The organism is Synechocystis sp. LKSZ1, from assembly GCF_040436315.1.
In the GTDB taxonomy this organism is placed as follows: domain Bacteria; phylum Cyanobacteriota; class Cyanobacteriia; order Cyanobacteriales; family Microcystaceae; genus Synechocystis.
Genome location: NZ_AP031572.1, coordinates 1141156 through 1163784 on the forward strand (window position 1 = coordinate 1141156; position 22629 = coordinate 1163784).

Annotated in this window: 22 protein-coding genes; 12 read left to right on the forward strand and 10 right to left on the reverse strand. The window is 51.0% G+C overall.

All coding sequences use genetic code 11. From position 1 onward, the window contains the following. The first annotated feature begins 160 nt into the window (after positions 1–160). The 6 genes from ABXS88_RS05440 (at position 161) to ABXS88_RS05465 (ending at position 7115) form a co-directional block, all read left to right on the forward strand. On the forward strand, positions 161–1705 hold the full coding sequence (locus ABXS88_RS05440; protein ID WP_353674165.1) for a ferredoxin--nitrite reductase: 1545 nt from the start codon (positions 161–163) through the stop codon (positions 1703–1705). Beyond that, positions 1705–3813: a nitrate reductase gene (locus ABXS88_RS05445; RefSeq protein ID WP_353674166.1), complete on the forward strand. Its 2109-nt coding sequence runs from the start codon at positions 1705–1707 to the stop codon at positions 3811–3813. The genes ABXS88_RS05440 and ABXS88_RS05445 overlap by 1 nt, the downstream gene beginning before the upstream one ends. Before the next feature lie 160 nt (positions 3814–3973). Further along, a complete protein-coding gene (locus tag ABXS88_RS05450; protein ID WP_353674167.1) occupies positions 3974–4222 on the forward strand; it encodes a hypothetical protein in 249 nt (82 codons plus the stop codon). 354 nt (positions 4223–4576) lie between these two features. Next, on the forward strand, positions 4577–5125 hold the full coding sequence (locus ABXS88_RS05455; protein WP_353674168.1) for a DUF2854 domain-containing protein: 549 nt from the start codon (positions 4577–4579) through the stop codon (positions 5123–5125). A gap of 146 nt (positions 5126–5271) precedes the next feature. Continuing rightward, the gene (pgsA, locus tag ABXS88_RS05460) at positions 5272–5808 is read left to right on the forward strand and encodes a CDP-diacylglycerol--glycerol-3-phosphate 3-phosphatidyltransferase (protein ID WP_353674169.1); all 537 of its coding nucleotides are present in this window, start codon (positions 5272–5274) and stop codon (positions 5806–5808) included. Between the two features lie 92 nt (positions 5809–5900). Further along, entirely contained in the window at positions 5901–7115 is a 1215-nt protein-coding gene (locus tag ABXS88_RS05465; RefSeq protein ID WP_353674170.1) for a histidinol dehydrogenase, read from the forward strand. Between the two features lie 2 nt (positions 7116–7117). On the opposite strand, the gene gloB is transcribed toward ABXS88_RS05465, so the two are convergent. Then, positions 7118–7891 (reverse strand): hydroxyacylglutathione hydrolase, encoded by a 774-nt coding sequence (gloB, locus tag ABXS88_RS05470; RefSeq protein WP_353674171.1) that lies wholly within the window; start codon positions 7889–7891, stop codon positions 7118–7120. A 238-nt stretch (positions 7892–8129) separates the two neighbouring features. Here gloB and ABXS88_RS05475 point away from each other — a divergent pair, with 238 nt between their 5' ends. From ABXS88_RS05475 to ABXS88_RS05490, 4 genes are read left to right on the forward strand one after another with little or no spacing between them, the layout of a single operon-like run. Next, the gene (locus ABXS88_RS05475; protein WP_353674172.1) at positions 8130–9653 is read left to right on the forward strand and encodes a hypothetical protein; all 1524 of its coding nucleotides are present in this window, start codon (positions 8130–8132) and stop codon (positions 9651–9653) included. Positions 9654–9657: 4 nt separating this feature from the next. Beyond that, entirely contained in the window at positions 9658–10236 is a 579-nt protein-coding gene (locus tag ABXS88_RS05480) for a type II secretion system protein (protein ID WP_353674173.1), read from the forward strand. Beyond that, complete coding sequence (locus ABXS88_RS05485) at positions 10172–10696, forward strand: type II secretion system protein (RefSeq protein WP_353674174.1); 525 nt, start codon at positions 10172–10174, stop codon at positions 10694–10696. Before ABXS88_RS05480 ends, ABXS88_RS05485 begins: the two co-directional genes overlap by 65 nt. A 3-nt stretch (positions 10697–10699) precedes the next feature. After that, entirely contained in the window at positions 10700–11407 is a 708-nt protein-coding gene (locus ABXS88_RS05490) for a type II secretion system protein (protein WP_353674175.1), read from the forward strand. Positions 11408–11607: 200 nt separating this feature from the next. Here the strand turns inward: ABXS88_RS05490 and ABXS88_RS05495 are convergent, their stop codons facing one another. The 3 genes from ABXS88_RS05495 to ABXS88_RS05505 form a co-directional block, all read right to left on the reverse strand. Further along, entirely contained in the window at positions 11608–11940 is a 333-nt protein-coding gene (locus ABXS88_RS05495; RefSeq protein ID WP_353674176.1) for a DUF5615 family PIN-like protein, read from the reverse strand. Next, positions 11937–12161: a DUF433 domain-containing protein gene (locus tag ABXS88_RS05500; RefSeq protein ID WP_353674784.1), complete on the reverse strand. Its 225-nt coding sequence runs from the start codon at positions 12159–12161 to the stop codon at positions 11937–11939. The genes ABXS88_RS05495 and ABXS88_RS05500 overlap by 4 nt, the downstream gene beginning before the upstream one ends. A 296-nt stretch (positions 12162–12457) precedes the next feature. Next, entirely contained in the window at positions 12458–12703 is a 246-nt protein-coding gene (locus ABXS88_RS05505) for a hypothetical protein (RefSeq protein ID WP_353674177.1), read from the reverse strand. 98 nt (positions 12704–12801) lie between these two features. On the opposite strand from ABXS88_RS05505, the gene ABXS88_RS05510 reads away from it, so the two are divergent. Beyond that, positions 12802–13869, forward strand: coding sequence for a D-alanine--D-alanine ligase family protein (locus ABXS88_RS05510; RefSeq protein ID WP_353674178.1), 1068 nt, complete (start codon positions 12802–12804; stop codon positions 13867–13869). A gap of 31 nt (positions 13870–13900) precedes the next feature. Here the strand turns inward: ABXS88_RS05510 and ABXS88_RS05515 are convergent, their stop codons facing one another. From ABXS88_RS05515 to ABXS88_RS05540, 6 genes are all read right to left on the reverse strand, one after another. Then, positions 13901–14362, reverse strand: a complete 462-nt coding sequence (locus ABXS88_RS05515; protein ID WP_353674179.1) for a DUF2752 domain-containing protein — start codon at positions 14360–14362, stop codon at positions 13901–13903. 7 nt (positions 14363–14369) lie between these two features. Further along, positions 14370–14582, reverse strand: coding sequence for a TM2 domain-containing protein (locus tag ABXS88_RS05520; protein WP_353674180.1), 213 nt, complete (start codon positions 14580–14582; stop codon positions 14370–14372). A gap of 78 nt (positions 14583–14660) precedes the next feature. Beyond that, a complete protein-coding gene (locus tag ABXS88_RS05525; protein WP_353674181.1) occupies positions 14661–15143 on the reverse strand; it encodes a GNAT family N-acetyltransferase in 483 nt (160 codons plus the stop codon). A gap of 6 nt (positions 15144–15149) precedes the next feature. Further along, complete coding sequence (gene purL, locus ABXS88_RS05530; RefSeq protein WP_353674182.1) at positions 15150–17459, reverse strand: phosphoribosylformylglycinamidine synthase subunit PurL; 2310 nt, start codon at positions 17457–17459, stop codon at positions 15150–15152. Positions 17460–17542: 83 nt separating this feature from the next. Continuing rightward, positions 17543–18109 (reverse strand): hypothetical protein, encoded by a 567-nt coding sequence (locus ABXS88_RS05535; RefSeq protein ID WP_353674183.1) that lies wholly within the window; start codon positions 18107–18109, stop codon positions 17543–17545. A gap of 118 nt (positions 18110–18227) precedes the next feature. Beyond that, complete coding sequence (locus ABXS88_RS05540; protein WP_353674184.1) at positions 18228–20801, reverse strand: zinc-dependent metalloprotease family protein; 2574 nt, start codon at positions 20799–20801, stop codon at positions 18228–18230. Between the two features lie 388 nt (positions 20802–21189). Between ABXS88_RS05540 and ABXS88_RS05545 the strand changes: the two genes are divergently transcribed. Beyond that, positions 21190–22623: a GAF domain-containing sensor histidine kinase gene (locus tag ABXS88_RS05545; RefSeq protein ID WP_353674185.1), complete on the forward strand. Its 1434-nt coding sequence runs from the start codon at positions 21190–21192 to the stop codon at positions 22621–22623. The last annotated feature ends 6 nt before the right edge of the window (positions 22624–22629 follow it).

Consider the following 22629-nt stretch of genomic DNA (forward strand, 5'->3'; position numbering starts at 1 on the left):
GGACATCCCCACAAATCTCGAAAGTCTCATGGCGGTATGTAGTTTCTGCAAATCGCGCAATACTTTGTAACAAAAAACACAAAAGATCCGGGGGGGACTGCGTACTTTGGTTGCAGAGCGGAAAAATCCTCGATGGCGCTTTGGACAAGAGGCAAGAGTTATGACGGCGATAGTTACCCCTAAGTTAAACAAGATTGAAAAAATAAAGGCTGAAAAACCTGGCCTGGCCGTCAAAGATGAGCTAGCCCAATTTGCGGCCCTCGGCTGGGAGGCCTTAGATAAAAGCGATCTAGAAGTCCGTCTCAAATGGCTAGGGATTTTCTTTCGCCCCGTAACCCCCGGTAAGTTTATGCTACGGCTCCGCATTCCCCACGGGATTCTCACCAGCCAGCAACTCACAACCCTAGCGGAAATTGTTCAGCGCTACGGCGAAGAAGGCAGTGCTGACATCACCACCCGCCAGAACCTGCAACTGCGGGGAATCCGCCTCGAAGACCTGCCCGCTATTTTTGAGCAACTCCAAGCGGTGAGCCTAACCAGTCTCCAGTCCGGTATGGACAATGTCCGTAATTTAACCGGCTCTCCCGTAGCGGGTATTGACCCGGAAGAGCTAATCGATACGCGGGAATTAGTCCAAAAGCTGCAGGATGCCATTACCAACCACGGCCAGGGTAATCCCGCCTTTACCAACCTACCCCGCAAGCTTAATATCGCGGTGGAAGGGGCCCGGGATAATTCTATCCATGCAGAAATTAACGATATTGCCTTTGTCCCGGCCTATCGAGAGGGCCAACTGGGCTTCAATGTCCTGATTGGCGGCTATCTGTCGGCCCAACGTTGTGCGGAATCGATCCCGATGGATGTTTGGGTACCGGCGGATGATACGGTGATTGACCTATCCTGTGCCATTTTGACGGTTTATTCAGAACAGGGCCTGGCCGAAGGCCTGCGGGAAAATCGGGCCAAGGCGCGGCTGATGTGGCTGGTGGATAAATGGGGCATGCCCAAATTCCGTCAAGAAATTGAAAAACAATTGGGCTACAGTCTGGCCCCGACGGCCCCCAGCGATGAAATTAGCCAAGATAAAAAAGACCACCTCGGCGTTCATCCCCAAAAACAAGCCGGCTATCATTATGTTGGCCTCCACGTCCCCATGGGCCGCTTTACCGCCGATACCATGTTTGAATTGGCCCGCTTGGCCGAGGTTTACGGCAACGGTGAACTGCGCTTGACCGTGGAACAGAATGTGATCCTGCCCTACATTGCCGACGCGAATGTAGACCCCCTCCTCGCAGAGCCTTTATTGGCAACCTTTTCACCGAATCCGACCCCCCTTAGTCGCTCGGTGATTTCCTGTACCGGGGCCCGCTATTGTAATTTTGCTCTGATTGAAACCAAACAACGGGCCTGGCAGTTGGCCCAGGAACTCGATGCTGAACTGGAGCTTCCCCAGCGGGTGCGACTGCACTGGACGGGTTGTCCCAACTCCTGTGGCCAGGCCCAGGCCGGGGACATTGGCCTGATGGGCACTAAAGTACGGAAAGATGGCCAAACGGTGGAAGGGGTCACTGTCTTTACCGGCGGCAAAGTCGGCCATGGCGCGAAGCTCGGCGACGTGATTGAAAAAGGTATTGCCTGTACTGATCTCAAGGACTATCTGCGGACATTACTCATTGAACAATTCGGGGCCCAACCGCGTTCCTAATGACGGCAACGACTGCACCAACCACCCAAACCCTCTGCCCCTACTGCGGGGTCGGCTGTGGCCTAGAAGCGGTTCCCCAGGGCGATAACTATAAAATTCGGGGCGACCGCAACCATCGTTCCAGCCAAGGGATGGTCTGTGTCAAGGGGGCTACGATCCTAGAATCCCTGGAGCAAGACCGCTTGGGCTATCCCCTCTGGCGGGAACGTTTAGACCAACCCTTTGAGCGCATTTCCTGGGAACAGGCCCTAACTTTGATTGTCGAGCGTTTACAGGCCCTGCCGGCCGATGCCGTTTGTATGTATGGTTCCGGCCAGATGCAAACAGAGGACTACTACGTTGCCCAAAAACTACTCAAGGGCTGTCTAGGCACCAATAATTTTGATACTAATTCCCGGCTTTGTATGTCTTCGGCGGTAGCGGCCTACAGTGCCAGTCTGGGTTCTGATGGGCCTCCCTGCTGTTATGAAGATTTGGAACAGACCGACTGTGCTTTTTTGATCGGTACCAATACCGCTGAATGTCATCCCATCGTTTTCAATCGTTTCCGCAAATACCATAAGCAAAACCCCCAGGTTAAGCTGATCGTTGTTGATCCCCGCTGTACCCCAACGGCGGAAGTGGCCGATCTGCATCTAGCCATTCGTCCGGGCACGGATATTGACCTGCTCCACGGCCTAGGCTATCTGCTTCTGCAAAGAGGCTATGTTGATCATGACTTTATCGCTGCCCATACGGAGGGATTTGAAGCCTACCGCGAAATTTTGAGCCACTATCCCCCGGACTGGGTGGCCCAGCGCTGTGGCATTTCGCAAGCGGATCTAGAGCAGGCGGCAACCTATTGGCAACAATCAGCCTCGGTACTTTCCCTCTGGTCGATGGGCATTAATCAATCCGCCGAAGGAACGGCTAAGGCCCGTAGTTTGATTAATTTACACTTGTTGACAGGCCAGATCGGCCGGGCGGGGGCTGGGCCCTTTTCCCTCACGGGCCAACCCAACGCGATGGGGGGCCGGGAAGCCGGGGGCCTATCCCATTTCCTACCGGGGTATCGCCTGATCAAAAATCCAGAACACCGCCAGGAAGTCGAGCAGTTCTGGCAACTGCCCGCCGGCCGTATTTCTCCGGTACCGGGGCGTTCTGCCTGGGATATGATCACAGGCCTAGAAAGCGGTGATGTGAAAATGCTCTGGATCGTGGCCACTAATCCCGCTGTTAGTCTGCCCAACCTTGAGCGAGTGAAGGCGGCCCTGAGCCAATCCCCCTTTACTATCTATCAAGACGCTTACTATCCGACGGAAACCAGCACCTACGCCCATCTCCTTCTGCCTGCGGCCCAGTGGAGTGAAAAAACAGGAGTGATGACCAATTCCGAGCGGCGGGTGACCCTCTGTCAGGCCTTTCGGTCGCCACCGGGGGAGGCTCGGGCCGATTGGCAAATTTTTGCCGAAGTCGGACGACGTTTGGGCTATCATCGTCAATTTCAATTCACCGATGCCGCCAGTGTTTACAGAGAATTCGTACAACTGACTCAAGGTCGTGTCTGTGACCAATCGGGGTTGAGTCATCAACGCCTGGCTCGCCTAGGGGCCCTGCAATGGCCCTGTCCAGAGGTCGAGAGTGATACCCAGGCCCAGGCCCCCAAGCGACTGTACCTAGACCAGCAATTTCCCAGCGTTAATGGCCGTGCCCAATTTCTGGCGGTCCATTCCCAGGGCCTGGTGGAACCCCTTTGTGCTGACTATCCCTTCCTACTCACCAATGGACGACTCTACGGCCACTGGCATACCCAAACCCGTACCGGCCGCATCGAAAAAATTACTCGTATGCACCCCTACCCAACCCTGGAAATTCATCCCCAGGATGCCGAGGCCTTAGGATTACAGTCGAATCAATGGGTAGAGGTCAAATCTCGACGGGGCCAGGCCCAACTACGAGTAACGGTGACGGAAGGAATTCGACCCGGTACGGTATTTATGCCCATGCACTGGGGGGAATACTGGCCCGATAGTGCGGAGGTTAATTGCTTGACCCATTCCCAGGCCTGTCCCATTTCCCTACAACCTGAACTCAAGGGCTGCGCAGTTCAACTAATTCCTCTAGCCTGAAAATTATATTTTTCAGGACAAAGTCTTTTATTTTTGCCCTGTATTTAAGACCATGTGTGCTACTATTTTTGTGACTATCAGTTATTCACAATCCATCAATGAAACAGGGCCTGGTATAATGCTTAGCTGTTCTGTTCATAGGCATTCTTCTAAATAGACTATGCAAATTTTTGCTGACGGCTTTACTAAAGTTTCTCTCTCCGGCGGTGTACTGCGTTTAACTCTCGTTCAAACCGTTAATAACAATCAAACTACTGAGGTTGGCCAACTCCTCATTCCAGCTGTTCAAGCTGAAGCTTTTCTTAACGGTATGGCCGGTGCTCTGAGGCAATTAGCAGAGCAAGCCAAACAAGCCCAAGCTGGGGAAGGAAAACCTTCTGAGCAGGGAGCTGAGCCATCGCAAGGCTAAACCGCATTGTTCTTTGAGTGTTTAAAATTTAGTACTCAAAATACACAAGCCCCCATTGCTCCTGTGAGTTAACTTCTAATGATTAGCATTGTATAGCTCAAGCAGGAGCAAAAAGTCAGATTGTTGTTCTGTGTATGGGGCCTCAGCTTCCTCAATGAATCGTGGTTATACGAAGTACAGATACTAAATCCGAAAGATTTGTTTGAGTACTTTTTGAGTACGACGCATTGGAGAGAATCGTATCTATGAGCCGTAAAAGTTCTCAAGGCCAGGATAGTGACTAGGCCAGCGCCAGTTCCCAACGCACTGATAATGGGAATAGCAGCGATATTTTTTATTGATCCATCACGACCAATGCTCTCTAAAATTTCTCTGGCCTCCGTAGGCCTGACCCTGGGTAGTCTATTAACGATTATGGGCTTTGTGGCCTATGCCCTGGACTACGCCACTCTCAATCTAGCGGGCTTTTTCTACGGTATTCCCCTGCTCCTGGGCGGCCTGGCCTTGAAGGCCGCGGAACTGAAACCGATTCCCTTTAGCCAGGAAACAGCCCCAGAGGTTCTGGCCCTGCGGGAGAAGCAAGCAACCCCGACCCAAAATCAAATCCGTAAGGATGTCACCCGCTACCGCTATGGCCAAGAGGCCCACCTGGATGATGCCCTGCAACGTCTAGGCCTGAGTCCCACCGATGAAGAACGGCCCGTCCTGACAACAATCCAAGAAACAACAGATGAGGGCCGCTATGCCCTCGTACTTGCCTTTGATTCGCCCCTAATTCCTTTCACCACCTGGCAGGAAAAGCGGGAAAAAATTGAGAAATTCTTTGGCCCTGGGATTATCGCCCGTTTAGAAAATCCTGAAGAGCATAAGGTAAATCTGGTTTTAACTGCCGTTGCTACCTAGCATCTTGATCAATTCCCAAACGATAAAGCTGTGTCGCCCTAAGGGAATTGCTTACAAAATTTTTACCAGTAAGTCCCCCAGACGAGGGGATTTACTGGGATTGAGAATAGTATTTTTGGCTTTAATGTGGAGAATTGGTTTTGGCCATGCTCAATCTTCCCAACCTCGTTACTCTGTCCCGTCTCCTGGGCCTGCCCTTGATCTTTTGGCTCTGGGGCCAACCCGATAACAATAGCCACTGGTGGGGCCTGGGGGTGTTTCTAGTAGCAGCGAGTACCGATTGGCTAGATGGCTACCTGGCCCGGCGCTTAAACCAAATCACGGAATTGGGTAAATTTTTAGATCCCTTAGTAGATAAGCTTTTAGTACTAGGGCCACTCCTAATCCTCGTTCAGGGCCAACGGGTTCCGGCCTGGGTGGTGTTCATTATTTTGGCCAGGGAATTGGCTATTGCTGGTTGGCGGGTCAATCCCCAACTGACGGGAGAAAGTGGAATTAGCGGGGCCAATCTGTGGGGAAAACTCAAAACCGTGGCCCAAATTATCGCCATTGCCTGGCTCTTGGCCCCCCTAGAAGATCCTTGGGCTCAGGCCGGCCCACCGCTATTGGGCCTGGCAGTGGTTTTGACAGTGCTCTCTGGCCTGATCTACGTTTGGCCGACTAGTCTTCAGGAAGACTCCTAAGGGGCCTAGCCCTGTCTCCCCCGTCCCGATTAATTCCGGTTAAGCTAAGAGAAGCATTTTGGCTATCTTCTGTCAGGCAGGATGGTGGGCCTATGGGCGATCTACTACGAATCATCACTCAGCCGGCCGAGGCCGTCCAGGAATTACATCGTTTCAGCACACGCTATCCGGCCAGTTTGAATCTGGCACAATTGAGTCGCGTCTCAGCCCTGATGGACGCAGTTTACCGTGAAGGAGACAGGGCCTTTCCTAACCCGCCGTTAAAGTTGAGTGGTTCCGAACTAGATGCCGCCTATCAACAGATTTCTCAAGGTCTACTCCAGGCCATCCGCAGGGCCAGCCAGGCCCTCGACCAGTTTTATCAGGGCCAATTGACCAAGGCCAAGGTGCGGTTTCCCGAAGCGGGCGGGGTCATGGCCCAACGCACCTATCCTGTCCAACGAGCCGCTATCTATCTTTCGCCGACGACAGGAGCTTTAGGCCAACTTCTGCGCCAGGCCAGAGCGGCCAAAGTGGCCAACGTCAAGGAACTCGTACTGGTGTTGGCCCATCCGGCTGCCCAAGCCGCACCCCCCGAAATCCTAGTTGCAGCCCAGGAAGCCGGCATTGAAGAAATGTATTATCTCGCCGGCCCTCTGGCCATTGCGGCCCTAGCAGTAGGAACACAAACCATTGCCAAGGTGGAGGTGATCACCGGGCCAGGAGATGCTGATGTTGGTCTAGCTAAACAACTGGTCAGCCCTTGGGTAAAAACTGACCAACCCCTTACTCAAACGGATACGGTTTGGCTGGTGGATCACAGCATTACCTCTGCCGACTTGGCCGAAGCGTTGATAGACCAGCTCGAGCAAGACCCCACAGCGGCCCAGATTGTGCTCACCGCAGAACTGGATATGGCCCTAGGCCTCCAACAGGAAATTCGTCGTTATCGAGACAGCCAAAGTCTGAGTCTAGCCGTGGAAAAGGCCCTGGTGCATTGGGGCCTGATGATTGTCCTGGACGAAGCAGAATGGCCAAGCTTACTCAATGTCTTTAGTCCCTATGCGTTACATGTGGCCCTAACGGATCCCTGGCCCGTGGTGGAAAAAGTACAGCGCGTGCGTCGTTTAATCCTCCATTCCTCAGTTCCCCTGGCCTGGGGTGATTACCAAGGCGCTTCTCCCTTGCTCAGAGGCCAGGGCCTGGCCAGTCATTTTGATTTGTCAGTGTTTTTGCAATCCTCCCTAGTGCTAGAAGCCTCCCCATTGGCCTATCAACAGGACCTGGCCGACTTCCAACAACTATGGGATAACGACCGCCAGCGTTAGAATTAGAAATGATCCTTTAGGCCCCGGAGTCGAGCAAAGACCCGTTCTGGCTCTTTCTGGGCCATGGCTTGCTGGATGGCAGGGCTATCCCAGCGCAAAAAAGGATTAGTGCGTTTTTCTGTACCTAACCAAGAAGGAACAGTGGCTTCATCCCGTTGCCGGGCCTGGTTGACTTGGGCGTAGCGTTCCTGGAGATCGGTATTATCGGGTTCGACGGTCAGGGCAAACTTCAAGTTACCCAAAGTGTACTCATGGGCGCACCAAACGCGGGTGTTGTCCGGCAGGGCCCGGAGACGGCCGATGGATTGCACCATTTGGGCCGGTGTTCCTTCAAATAAACGGCCACAGCCCCCAGCAAAAATGGTATCACCGCAAAAGAGTTCCCCTGGTTCCGTTGCGGTGCTAGGCGGAAAGTAGTAGGCAATATGGGCCCGGGTATGGCCAGGAACAAAAAAGACCTGCGCTTCACGGTCGGCAAAGGTGACTCGATCCCCGTCGGCTAAAAAGATCGATTGGCCGGGAATTCGGCCCTGGTCTTCGGCCCCGCCATAGATAGTCAGGCCGGAAAATTGCTTTAAAAGGGTATTATTGGCCCCGACGTGGTCGCCGTGGTGATGGGTATTAAAAATAGCCACCAGAGTAGCGCCGATTTGCTGGAGGGCTTCTAGGACAGGTTGGGGTTCAGCCGGGTCAACCACAGCGGCGGTCTGGCTAGTAGGGTCGTGGAGAAGAAAGATGTAGTTGTCGGAGAGGGCCGGTAAGCGCAGGATTTCCATAATGCCAAGGGATAAAACCAAACGTCCTGATTGTAGCCCAGGGGCCTGGCCTAGGGCCTTCTCACGGATCTTTGCTCAATGCTGACTAGCCAGGGCCTTCCGTATTTCCCGCAATTCCATGAATTTTTCTATCTTTTGGCTAATTTTGGTGAATGTGTGACTCCAATCACCTACTTTTGTGATTTAGATCGCCAATAATGGAAAGTGGAAATGGTGTTAAGCAAGTCCGGGAATAGCAATGAATTCAAGATTTTGGCTACAGTTTTTGACTCATCGCAAGGAACGAGGCTTCGTAATGCCCTTGGTGATCATGATTGGTTTGATCGTCATTATTGTGGGGGCTATTCTCCTTCAAAAAGGCCGACAAGACCAAATGACCGCCGTTAGTCAAAAACAATCGGCCCAGGCCCTGAGCGTGGCTGAAGCAGGTATTACCCGCATTCAAAATCTAGTCCTCGGAACCTATGCTCCCCTCTATCCCGACTGCGAGACCGTTGTTCCCTCAGATGCTCCTGCCGGGTGGGACAGTGCCAAGATGGGCCGTAACAGTAGTGGAGTGTGCCTGAATGATGGCGGCGGCACAACCAGCCCCGTCCTCAGTTGGGCCAACATGACTTCTACCAATTCAGTGGTGAAAAGTAATTTAAACGTTTGTAGTGGCAACCCCGGTACAGGGCCTGATTCCATAGACCGAAGTACCCTCATCAAAGCCGTTGCCCTCAATAATCAAACTTGGCAATCCCTCGATAGCACCAACCCTAGCAAAGGCCAATATCGCATCGTTAGCTATCGTTTTACCCCCCAAGCCAGCCCCTCCCCTAGCTATTTACCGAAACCGCCGGGAACAGGAATCTTAACCATTGAAGGCCGAGTCAACCAAAGTGATGGCAATAATGCGACGGCTCGCATCGAAGTTAGTATTCCCCTAACGCCTAATACCACCCCCTTTTCCGTGCCGGGGGTTTGGATCACGAATGGTGGAACCGGGAATAACACCATCAATGGTGATGTTTTACTTAATGATTGTAATGTGGCCTTGAACACCATTAACGTGGTTTCTGGAAATAAGGTTACTTATACTAATCAACAATTTCCTACTCGCCCAACGGTTACCTGCACTGGTTTTGGCAATAGCAGTAATAACTTTTCCTTTGCTGGGTCGGGAACTTCTCCAACATCTTTAAATTATTTAGAATCTCCCTCGGGAACTATTACGTTACCCAGGGGTACCGATCAGGATGATGTTCCGGGTTCAACAGAAGGAACTTATCACTACTGCGTTAATGAAGTTGCCTTTAACAGTGGAACCAACCGCATTACGATTACAGCCGGAAAAAAGGTTCAATTTTATCTAGGCAAAAGTATTAATGTTGGTGCCAATAGCGAAATTGTCCACAACTGCACTGGCTATAGTGGGAGTGGTAGCTGTGTCCCGACGGATTTCCAGATTTATGGCTATGACGATTCAACATCTCCCCAGCCTAGCATCTGCTTGACAGGGAATAACTACCTAGAAACCTTTATTCTGGCTCCGGCCTATAAAGTGGGCGTTGCAGGTTCTGGTGGTGGTGCTGGCGGTATCAAAGGTAGTGTTTGGGCCAAGCAGTGGTCAAATGGTGGCGGCTGTGGTTCAAATACTTCTAATATTGTGGTGGTTCAAACCGCAGAGTGGAATGAATTAGTGGATAATCTGGGTCTGCCCCAATACCGGCCTCCGGCCCTATCGCCCATTTCTAATTGGTCAAGGAGACAGGTGCAATAAACGTATGATCACCCTCAAATCGAAACTCAACCCGAAACTAGCTTGGTCTGTTTATCGGCTGGTACAACCTCAACCCCAGGCCAAAGGCCTGACGATGCTAGAAGTCCTCGTGGCCATGCTAATCGCCTTTGCGTTTTTGACTGCTACCCTCAATGCCATGGTTATTTCTGCCGCGATGCAAGTCAAAGCAGAACGCCAGGCCCAGGCCACCTACTGGATTCAAAAAGACTTGGAAAATATCCAAGCTAAGGCAGGTACTCAAGCTTCAGATTCAACAAAATGTACGTCTTCTTTTAGTACCTCCTATGCAGGTAGTCTAAATACATCTACAGGGATTCCTGCTGTTAAATACACAAGCACGGATGCCAGCCCTACATATACGACGGGAACCAATTCACTGGTAGCTACTGTTGTTGCCAGTTCTATACTAGGTCGAGCCTATACCATGACCAGAACAACTGGGGGTTCTGATACGAATCCACAGATCTTAACTGTTAATTACACCGTAAGAAATGCCAATGATCCCACAACCCTTGCCAGTCTTTATACTGAAGTTATCCCGCCCAAGGCCCTGGCCTGCTAAACAAAATCAGGGATGGACTTTAATTGAGATGATGGTTGTCGTCCTGATAGTCGGTATTCTAGCGGCTATTGGTACTCCTTCAATGATTCAAGCTAAGGCCAAAAGTGATCTTAAGGATGCTCTTGGCGCGGTTAAGGGCGCTATCCAAGAGGCCCAACGGATTGCAGTCAAAAAAGGTCAAACCTGTACACTAACTTTTAGTTCTACCTCTGTAACTGGAACGCCAACAGGATGTGTTCCTACTGCTGTAACACTAGCCAATGGTATTACCCTATCCCAAAACTTTTCTAGCAATAACCTTAGTTTTTCTTTTAAAGGAAATACAACCAGTGGTGGAACAATTATTTTAAGTTCTACTAATACCGGTGAGCAAAAGTGTTTAGTGATATCCAATGGATTAGGAATTTTTAGGACAGGATTTTATGCAAACAGTACTTGTACAACCTCTCTGAGGCGGTAAAACATGAATATCTTATTTAAATTATTACTTAAACAGCAGCCATTAAGTTCAACAAATGGCTTTACTTTAATTGAGCTAATTATTGCTTCGGTAATGAGTGTGTTTGTGCTTAGTGTTGCCGGCTTCGGCCTACTTTTTGCCTTACGAGAGCAAGCAGTTACCAGTGCATCTGGCGATCTACAATACAATCTCAATCGAGCAGTCGATTTTATTGCTGAGGAAGTGAAACAGGCCTCGGCTGTCACCACAACGGCAACTCTCCCCAGTGGCTGCGTCGGCACGGGAACAAATACTGTTGTCTTGGGATTAACCATTCCCCCTGATACAACAACGAATGTTATTTATTACACTAAAACGCCTCCAAATTCGACTTGGCTTGGCCCTAGTTCTATCTACCGATGCGGGCCGAGCTTTTCAGCGGCTGGTGTGGCAGATTACAGTTCCAGTTCTACAAAAAGTGCAGAAATTTTAATCGATCTCATTGCTAGCGATAGTAATACCAATACATGCCAAAATGGAGGAACCGCAAATCCCACGACTAACTCCGGCTTTTTTGTCTGTATTACAAATACAAAATTAGTAGAGATTCAAGCAAATGCTAATGCCATGGCCTCACTAGATACCATTGCAGGGACAAATGCTAGCTCTCGGTATGGCAATAAGCTGACCTATTCAGCAATAACTCAAGTCTATGCTCGCTCTGCACCATGATTTTCTTGAGCAGCAGACAGTGGCTAGCTTAATAGTGGTTCGCGGCTTTACCAAGGAGAATGTTCTGTTTCCAAAGCATCCCTCTAGATTTGTGAATCAACTTAATTGCCTGCAATGCTGATGATGTCATTGTCCATTCCCTCAAAAAGTAGGCCGACAAGCACGGAATTAGCACAAAAACAGAACGTCGAAGCCACGCACTACTTTAATACCAAAAGACTTTCTGTTTTGCTGCTTTCAAACTGAACAATTATGTTCCAATTATCCCTCAAAATTCGAGTGATTTTGGATGTTGAGCAATTACCAACTCGAAGATAAATAAACTTGGGTGGATGACCATAAAGTAAACTGCGCTGATGAAAGTCAGAATCTTTGGAAACAATCGCGAAACCATTCGCCTTTGCATATTCCCAGATTACGACATCATCTGTATTAATTAGTTTGAGCGTTTTAACATGCTCAGAATCAGGATACAAATCAATGATTTTGTAAATTATCCTGTCGGATAGATTTTCATCTAATAGCAGTTTCACAAGGATGCTACAAATAACTTTTTCTCACGATCAGCCGCAAAAGCAAGACAAGCTTTAATATCCTCTGCCGTGAGTTCAGAAAAATCTTCTAAAATCTCTGCTTCGCTCATCCCCCCTGCCAAATATTCTAAAATGTCGTACACGGTAATTCGCATTCCCCGAATACAGGGCTTGCCACTACGTTTTCCAGGTTCGATAGTAATAAGATTTTGGTAATCCATCATAATGGCAGGAATAATGATTTTACGGCAATGTTGTTAGCCTAATTTTGGGGTGAGTTTGACTAATAAATTTAACGCCAGAAACACCGAGAAGCTAAGAAGAGGGCCATACCATCTAGGCCAGGAGAATAATGAGAAGGAAGAAGCCCAGAATCGCGGCCGTAGATTGCAAGAAAAGGGGAAACGCAAAGGAAGTCATGGGGGATACCTAACCTTAATATTTTCTTTATAACTTTAGGCTAACAGAGTAATTTTCTTTAGGGCCTAGTAAAAGCACGGAAATTATCGAAATTTTATTACCATTTCAAGACAGATTCCCCGTGGGTTTGCTTAGCCTTAGCCTCCTGCTCGAACCAAGTAATAATCTGCTCTGGGGTTAAATCCGTTAGAGAAACTTCTGTTTTTGCTGAGATCAGCATTAGTAAACGCAGGGACGAGATGGTCAAGCGAGTTAGAAATTTCTCCGACTGATCCAACTGGGCCTGTTCTACGAGGGCGGATTCGGCAGGGGTCAAAAAGGAGGAATGATCGGCATCCAGCATAGAAAATTGCTCAAGGAAGTGGGGGATTCCCTCTGATCATACCCCGCCAGTTATAATACCCTTTGCTGAATAAACATCGATTTCACGGGGAAATAGGCATGGCGAAGGTGCGGGTTGGCTTATTGTTTGGTGGGCGTTCGGGGGAACATGAGGTCTCGATCAACTCTGCCCGCTCGATCTACCAGGCCTTAACCGAGGGCCATAATCCCGAAAAATATACGGTTACGCCGTTCTATATTCAACGCCAGGGCCTTTGGACTGACCCCGAGCAATCTCTGCAAGTGCTTCAGCAGGGCCAGTCCTTGGCGGAACAATCGATTCTCCCGGCCCAGCGCTGGCAATTTCCCGCTGCTGTTGCGGATATTCAGGTCTGGTTTCCGATTCTGCACGGCCCCAATGGAGAAGATGGCACTATCCAAGGCCTGTTGACTCTGATGCAGGTGCCCTTTGTTGGTAGTGGGGTTCTGGGCTCCGCCGTGGGCATGGATAAGATCGCCATGAAACAGATTTTTGAGCGCGTTGGTCTACCCCAAGTCCGCTACGTCGCGGTGGAACGAAGCCAAATCTGGTCGAATCCCTGCGTTTTCCCCAAACTCTGTGACGATATTGAAGCCGAACTGGGCTATCCCTGTTTTGTAAAACCGGCCAACCTGGGTTCTTCGGTGGGTATTGCCAAGGTGCGCAATCGTTCCGAACTAGAAACGGCCCTGGACAATGCTGCTAGCTACGACCGACGCATTATCGTGGAAGCCGCTTTGGCTGATATTCGTGAGATTGAGTGTGCAGTTTTAGGTAACGACAAACCCCAGGCCTCGGTGATTGGCGAGATTACCTATGACAGTGATTTCTACGACTACGAGACCAAATATACAGACGGGCGGGCCCAACTCCATATTCCGGCCCTGCTCCCCTCTGAGGTCACAGCCCAGGTGCAAAGCATGGCCCTGCAGGCCTTCCAGGCCATTGGGGCTTCCGGCCTGAGTCGCGTGGACTTTTTCTATCAAGAATCCAGCGGCACTCTGGTGATTAACGAAATCAATACCTTGCCGGGTTTTACGGCTTTTAGCATGTATCCCCAATTGTGGGCGGCGACAGGGGTGGCTTTCCCGGATTTAGTCGATCGCTTAATTCAGTTGGCCCTGGAGGAAAACACAACAGCGGCCTAGCCAGGGCGATTGTCGGATCAAACCAAGAGCCTCAAAAAAGTGAGCCGAGGGGAGATTGGCTAAACTGTTGGCCCAGTTCCCCACTGATGAGCAAGGGCCGTAAACGCAGAAGGTGGTAAATCAAAACAGTAAAGGCCCCGCCTAGCTGAACGGTCGCCGGCCAATGCCATGGGACCCACCGAAAAACCAGCGGCTTTTGGCTGAATAAACTCCAGAGAGATTGCACTAGAAGCAGGCCACAGGTCAGCCAGAGGAATGGGCCAAAGAGATGATAACTCAGGGCGCTGGGTAGATCCCCCAGGGCCAAGGCCGTAAAGGAGCGAGTCAGACCACAGCTAGGACAGGGAATGCCGGTCAGGGCCTTGAAGGGACAAAAAAGGGGTGAGGAGTAGGGGGTATAAGCACCCAAAACGGAACCCAGGAGAGGAATGGCCCCCAGGCCGGCCTGAAAGAGATATTGTTGCTGTTGGAGACGGGTTAAACAAGAAGCCATTGGGGATTTAAACCAAGTCGCGGCCGTCTTTATCCTTGAGGGAACCCACTAGAATCAAAATGAAGTCGATAATGGCCCAGATGCCGCAACCGCCGAGGGTAACGAGTTGGATCACGCCAATGGTGACGTAGCCGAGGTAAAAACGATGAACACCGAAGCCACCAAGGAAAAAGCAAAGCAGGGCCGCAACGATTTGGGATTTGGGAGGATTACTGGTCATAGGGATAGCCAAAAGCTGGAACACCCAGCATTATACTCAGCCCCAGCCTGGCCAGAACCATTCAGAAATAGGAATCTTCTAGAATGCGTTGGGGTTGAACGATAGCCATTTTTCCATGGCGTAGTTGAGGAAGATTTCCCCGCGACAGGCTACCGATTGAGCCACTAGGGTAACAAAGCCCATGCGTTCAAAGAAAGGTCGAGCGGTAATACTGGCCTCTACAAATAGGCGCTGGAGGGATGCTGTGCGGGCCTGATTTTCCAGGCCTTGATACAATTGACGACCTACTCCTTGCCCTTGATAGTCACGGTGACAATAGAAACAGTCGATATGGCCATTGGCCTCTAGTTCCCCAAAACCGGCAATTCGGCCCCCATCGTCGGCAACAAGGGTAAACCGACTGGCACAGACCGTTAACCAATCCCGAAAGTTGAGATCGGCTGGGGCCCAGGCCGCCAACTGGCGGGGGGTATAGTCCCGACGATTGACGGTATGGATAGTGTCGTGGAATAGCTGGGCAATTTGTCCTTCATCGCCGGGTTGGAAACGACGAATTTTCATCAGCAACTACAGGCCTAAGCGTCTGGGAATGGCCGCTTCCCAGAGGGCCATAGCTTCCCCCAAATCTAAGTCAATTAGGGGAGTTTGGTCATTGCCTAGAATCACTAACCGCTCGCTAGCATCAGTCACCTGGCCCAGCTGTTGCCACGGCAAGGAACCCTGATCTTGCAAATAGGCCTGCCAATCGTCTTTGTGGACCGGATCAACGGAGACAACAATGCGGCTGGCGGACTCCCCAAAGAGGGATTCATCTAGGCGTTGGGAACTCGCGTCGAGGACAATATGGGCTCCTTTTTGACCACCAATACACGCTTCCGCCAGGGCCAGGGCCAGGCCCCCTTCAGCGCAATCATGGGCAGAGCGGAGCCAACCTTGAGCGATGCCGTAACGGCAGGCCCCTTGCACTTGCTTTTCCAGGGCCAGATCAACTTGGGGTGGTTGGCCGGCAACGGTGTGATGAATCGTGGCTAAGTACTCCGAGCCCCCCAGAGTGTTATGGTCATTACTTCCCAGTAGATAAATCAGATCGCCGGTTTCCCGCCAGCCCTGGCCCACAACTCGACCCAGGTCTGCAATTAGGCCCACCATCCCAATGACTGGAGTGGGGTAGATGGCCTGGGGTTTGCCCTCGGCATCCAAGGTTTCGTTGTAGAGAGAAACATTACCGCCGGTGACCGGGGTGTTCAGTTCTCGACAGGCTTCGGCGATGCCCTCACAGGCCTTGGCTAATTGCCAATAACCCACGGGATTTTCGGGGCTACCGAAATTGAGGTTATCCGTCACAGCCAGGGGTTCGGCTCCGACACAGCTTAAATTGCGGGCCGCTTCCGCCACGGCGTATTTGGCCCCTTCGTAGGGATTGAGGTAAACATAGCGGGGATTGCAGTCCGTAGTGGCGGCGACACCAGTCGTACAATTTACTGGATCCGCATCCACAGGCCGGACTCGAATCACGGCTGCATCGGCTCCCCCCGGTAACAAAACCGTATTATTTTGTACCTGGTGGTCATACTGGCGATAGACCCAGCGTTTCGAGGCCAAGCTAGGGGTATTCAATAATCGCGTTAAGACTTCATTCCAGCTTAGAAACTGGCCCTGGGCCTCAATGCCTTGGGTCTGGGCAGAGGGGAGTTGGGCCGCTGTCCACTGCCAGGCCTGTTGAGCGTAGGCCGGTGCTTCTTTGAGCAATTCTCGATGATAAATCGGCGTATTATCCGCCAGGGCCGTTGCTGGAATTTCGGCGGCAATCTCGCCGTGAAAGAGGATGCGCACAATCGGTTCTTCAATCACCGTGCCCGCCACCACTGCCTGTAGGCCCCAACGCTGGAAAATATCAATCAGTTCCTGTTCCCGGCCCCGGTGGGCCACAAACAGCATCCGCTCCTGGGATTCCGACAGTAGATATTCGTAGGGAACCATGCCCGTTTCCCTTACCGGAATTTTATCCAGGTCTAGTTCAATGCCCACGCCTCCTTTAGCCGCCATTTCCGAGGTGGAGCAGGTAATGCCCGCAGCCCCCATATCCTGAGCCGCCACCACCGCGCCAGTTTTAAAGGCTTCTAAACAGGCCTCCACCAGGGATTTTTCCAGAAAAGGGTCTCCCACCTGCACGGCAGGCCGGTCATCCATCGACTGTTCCGTCAGTTCGGCGCTGGCAAAACTGGCCCCGCCCATACCATCCCGGCCCGTGGTTGATCCCACATACAAGACGGGATTACCAATCCCCGCCGCCCCGGATTTTACAATGGTTTCCGTTTCCATCAAGCCCAGGGCCATGGCGTTCACCAGGGGATTACCGGCATAGGCCGGATCAAAATAGATTTCACCCCCTACCGTCGGCACCCCAATACAATTGCCGTAGTGGGAAATACCATCTACCACCCCCATAAAAATACGGCGATTGCGAGGATCTTCGAGGGGGCCAAAGCGTAGGGAATTGAGAAGAGCAATGGGCCGGGCCCCCATGGTAAAAATATCGCGCAGAATACCCCCGACCCCCGTAGCGGCCCCCTGGAAGGGTTCAATGGCCGAGGGATGGTTATGGGATTCGATCTTAAACGCTAGTTGCAGGCCCTGGCCGAGATCAACTACCCCCGCGTTTTCCCCCGGCCCAACGAGGATCCGTTCCCCTGTTGTCGGAAAATTCTTGAGTAACGGACGGGAATTTTTATAGCAACAATGTTCTGACCACATGACCCCAAACATGCCTAACTCTGCTTTGTTGGGGTGACGGCCCAGCCGCTGAACAATCTCTTCGTATTCTTGGGGTTTGAGGCCTTCAGCGGCAATTTCGGCGGGAGAGAAGGGAGCGGTCATGGTAGTTGGAAACGATAGGCTAGGGCTTATTTTATCTTGAAGGCCACGCTTGGGGCGGTTTTCTGGCCAGCTCCCCGGATCTTCTAATCGTTGACCAAAACCGGCGTTTCCGGTTGATGTTCGCCGCCCGCCGATTGGATCAAGTAGGGCAAACAGGCTCCGGCAAGGCCCTTTTGAATATGGGGGGGAGTCTGCTCAAACAAAATAAACAGCGGACAAATCTCCTCTGCACTTTCACTGAACATGTGTTGCTCCTGGGGGGGCATGATCCATTCGTAGTCTTTGCCGAGGTAAATCTGACTCTGGCGCCAGCGGATCAGGAGGTCGGAAAAATCTTCATCGGGACGATGGATAAAGACTAAGATTTCAGCCCCCAGCTTGACCTGCCACTCGGGGTCACACATCAAAAGGGCCAAGTCGCAGGGGAGGAAGACGGTTTCCGGGGCCGGCCGTAGGGGTTCACCATTCTGTTGCGGTACCTTAGGATAGCGCAGGCGAATCAAGGGCAAGGGAATCGTGATAATGCTTTGTTCTGGACGACGGAGACTGGGGAGCTTTTCCAGGTAGGGACGATACTGCTTGAGTAGGGCAATGGCCCCCTCGCGGCTACAGTACTCGGCCAAAAGTATTTCGTAGTCCCATTGTTTCATGAATGACCCAGGCCCCCATGCTTGTAATCTGTGTTTACCTTCAGTTTACTGGCTGGAAATGAAATGGTCGGCTCCCTCGGCAAAAACGAGAACATTCCCCAGACAGAAAAAGGCCCTACTAGATAACACTAGGAGATACCATCGGCTCGGAGTCTCCCAGGCCATAGGCCCCTAACTCCGTCAAAGCCGTCAGGGATATTTCGTTACCTGCTAAATCCGTGGAGATCAAGGCCGAGCGACTGCCCACAATCCGAATTTCGTCAATGTTCCCATCTTCCGTCAGATCGCTCACCGTCGAGCGGAAGCGCAAATTAAAGTTGGCCCTTGGAGAAACAAATAGATTAACGTCTTGCCAGACATTTTCTGGATCGAGATCGCCACTGATGCGGGCCGCCTCTGTCCAAGTCTCGCCATCAAACAGATCCAGGGCCATGTATTCTCCCAAATCCCAATTACGTTCGATCAGCCAGGCAAAACTGAGTTGGACGTGGTCGTAGCCCGTTAAATCAATACTGTTGGCTAAGGTGAGGGTGGCATTATTAGCCCGGCCATCTACCTCCATCGAAACTTGGCCCTGGTAGGCCCGTTGGGTTGACGTCACCCAGGCCTGCTGATTATCGTTCTGCCATTGATTGCTTCCACCGACGGTTTCAAAACTATCGGCAAACAACTCTGTCTGGCGTAAAATCCGTTCTTCATTATCTTGGTTGGTGACCTGAACATCGCTGGGATCTAGGCCTTGGTATTGCGGATCGGCGGAGGCAACGGGGCCTAACTGAATAGCGTAGCTACAATCATCATCATCCAACGGATCGTCTACGCCCTGTACTGTGAGGGTTTGGGGCAGATTCCAATTCGCCGGCGTGAAGACTAAATTTTGGGCGTTTACTTGGCCCTCTAGAGGGTTACTGCTCGTCACCGGGATCACAACATCGCTGGTCGGTGCGTGGCTCAGAACAACAGTAAAATGATTAGCTTGACCCGTTTCCGTTGTGACTAGACCGGTCGTTGGTGTCACCACAATGCTGGTAACGGGAGAAGGGGCCATAATTGTCCCGGAAATATAGTACTGACCGAGGCTACCGTAATCGGAGTAACCGCTGGGTTCTGCTCCGTTCGGATCCCCCCAGCCCACACCATCCACTTGGATAAAGTATTGACCCGCAGTGAGAAAAATATCCTTAAAGCTGGCACTCAAGCCATCAGGATTACTCGTGGCGAGGAGCGTTTGATTCGCATCGAAGAGTTTGGCCTGAATATCCAGGTTACTCCCCTGATCATTGCTACTACCATCACCATCAAAAGGAGTGGGAACAAATTGCTGGGTGTAATGGCCCGTTCCATCGTCTATCCAGACGTTAGCATAGTACGAATTAAAGTTCAGGTTCAGCAGGCCAGACCCTGTGGAAAAGACAAAATAGTCTTGATCCGTTGAGCGTTCAATATAACCAAATTGGCTGACGGCGAGAACATCAGGGCCTAGTGGTTCAACGCTGAGGGTCGTTGCGGTTGTAAACAAATCACCGTGGTCATCGGGCCGGTAGCCCAAGCCGTTGTAGCTGGTAATAATCGCCAAGTCGTCCGGGCCCTTGCCGTAGTTGGCAGTAGAATCTCCATTATTGGTATTAAAGTAGGTGCCATTATCCCAGGTCGTCACGTTTTGGTAGTAGCCTGAGCCCATAATTGGCCCCCAACCGGTTTCTCCACTGCCGTGGCCAGCGTAGTAACTGGTTGTCGTCGTTCCATCGTGGGAAAGCCCCAAGCTATGGCCGACTTCATGGCTAATGGCGGCGGCAATTCCAATTTCTGATGAATTGTAAATCCAGACTGGCGTATCACTGTTCCAATTAAAACTATTGATGTAAGCTAATCCCCCAGCACCAGATTGTTCTGTATCCTTGGTAATGACGACACGAATTCCCCAACGATTATCGGCCGCATCGTCTTTTACCAGATCCCCAAGGACGGGTTCATCTGTTGTGACATTGACGTTAAAGGGTGAAAAATCTTCAGCGACTCGTAACCAGATCCGCTGAATCTGAGCCAGCTCTAGCTCGCTAAATGCAGCAGGATTACCGTCGGTATCGTAGGCTGGCGAAATAAGAACAGGGTTATTGAAATAATTATTCCAGGCGGTATTTTGGGTGGTATAGCCCGTAAAGTCGAGATAGATGGTGTGATTAGCACTCGGATTGCTATGGAGTTGGAAAGTCTGTTCAAGCGGTAGAAAGACCGCATTAAGAGACGTCGCAAGCGGTGTAATGGTTTGTTGGTCTAGCAGGGTGGCACAGTAAGGATCGTCCAATTGGTCTTGAGGATGAAGTAAAGCCTGCTCTTCATCTAGTTTTGAAACCTCTCCAAGTCGACCGTCACCCTGTAGCAAAGATATCCATTGCGTTGGAGGGGGCGTCATCTGGCCTGTCAGCAGACTGAAGGTGCTAAGGGAAAACAGATGGCGAGGTATTGCTTCAAAGTTTGTAATGGGAAACGTTACGTTAGATGTTGCAGATGGCTCGATCATCTGACTCAGCTTTATCGGTTGAGCGAGATTGCTGTCTCGTCTCCATTCAGGGTTATCTAAATAAGTATAAATCTCTGGTGTGGTTGCAACTTGGTCTACCGCAACAGTATCTAAATTTAGACCAGGATGAAGTTCCAGTAAGTTTTGAGGCCATGGGAAAGATAGAGGCATAGTACTATCCTCCTTTTGTGATTTGCTAATTTAATCACAAAATTTTTGTTGTTAGAGCTGACAATTAAATTCGCTCAAAAGTCCTCTATATCTACATTTATAAGAATTTATTAATCAATAAACAAGGGCAAAAATACGGATGTCTTACTAACAGTAAAAATACGGATGTTTTGTTGTCATTGTCAACCATCCCGAATTATTTACCGAGTCTCCGGAGTAGGGGGTTTCCCTCTCTTCAAGCTACTGGCGGGTTTGGGACAATCGTGTTACGGGGACTGGGGGATTATGGTGGCTTTTCATCTATCGCTAGTTATTCCGACAGGCTTTTTCCCTTACTCGTAAATATCCGTAAAATCTCCCTTGGGAGTTCATGGGGATAATCGCCATTATGGTAAGCATTAATTATTGTGGCCCCGAAGTCCCCATGCTTGAATCCCTGACAGCGGCCTCCCCTTCTTCCCCTCGAATGTTCTCTGCTCCCTCTCTTCTAACATCTGAGGTACGACAGTCTCGCCAACTAGAGCATGACCTCATCCAGTTACTGAACCAAAAATCCCCTGGCCCTGAACTCCTCCTCCAGATCGCCGAAAGTCTGGGCCAAGCGTTGGGGGCCGAGATTTGTCTATTGATTCTTGGCACCGTTGGTACTTCAGCCCGCTTAGTCTGCTGGACGCCTCAGGATTGTTCCCAACAGTTTTTGCCGCCGGTCTGGGGCCAGTCGGCTTGGGTGCAGGCGATTCTTCGCAGCATGGAGCCCGTGTTTTTTCTGTCTCAAGGCCCTGACGCTTCCGCTCTGGCCGAGGACGGTTGGGATCTACCTCTCCACTCTGGCCTGGGGCTGGCGATAACTTTTCAGGGGGATTGTAACGGCATGATTATCTTGGGTTCGTCCCAAATCCGAGACTGGAGTCTCGCGGATGCCCATTTGTTAGAGGAACTCAAGGATTGTCTGGGCCTGATTTACCACGTCCTACAAAGTCAAGGGGCCAGAACGACTTCCCTGCCCCGCTCCTTGGCAAGTGAAGATAATGCCATCGTTAAGCGCTGGTACGAAGCGACCCGTCAACAACTAGAGCAACAACGCCAATGGAACGAACAATTAATCCATAACATTGTCACTATCATGAGTGACCAAACCCGCAATCCCCTGGCCACTATCCGGGTGGGCCTGGAAATTCTGCGGCAAGGGACGACTAAGCCTGCGGCCCTCAGCAAACGTCTCGATATTATCGAGCAGGCCTGGCGTAAGCTCAATGAAATCAACGAAAAAATTCTGCAATTGCGGGCCTTAAAAAATCAACCTCTGGGCCATCCCCTCCAACCCTTGGCCCTGATACCCTGGTTGACGGATTTAGTCCAGACCACAGAACAGGCCTGGCGGGCAACCTCCAGCAAAAACCTGGCCCTGACTACTGATCTTCCTGCTGTGGAGGGGCAATGCTTGGTCGATCGTGACCACCTCCAACGAATTTTTGAGGAACTCCTCACCAATGCCGAAAAATTTGCGCCGCCCCATAGCCCAGTGCACCTAACGGCAGCCTGGGTAGAGCGTCAAGGTCAAAAATACTGGAAAATTCAGTGTATTAACCAGAGCCATTGCCTTACCTCCAAAAATTTAAGGTATTTATTTGACCCTTTCTATCGAGAGCAATGGGTGATTGATAATGCCATTCCTGGCCTGGGCCTGGGCTTAAGCATTGTTAAAACGTTAGTGGAGCAACTCAATGGTACGATAGAAGTCGCCTGTGAGCCGACGACCACTCCGGAGCTTTGTGCCGTTACCTTTTCGTTGATGATTCCCCAAGATAATGCGGTCAGCTAATGGGTC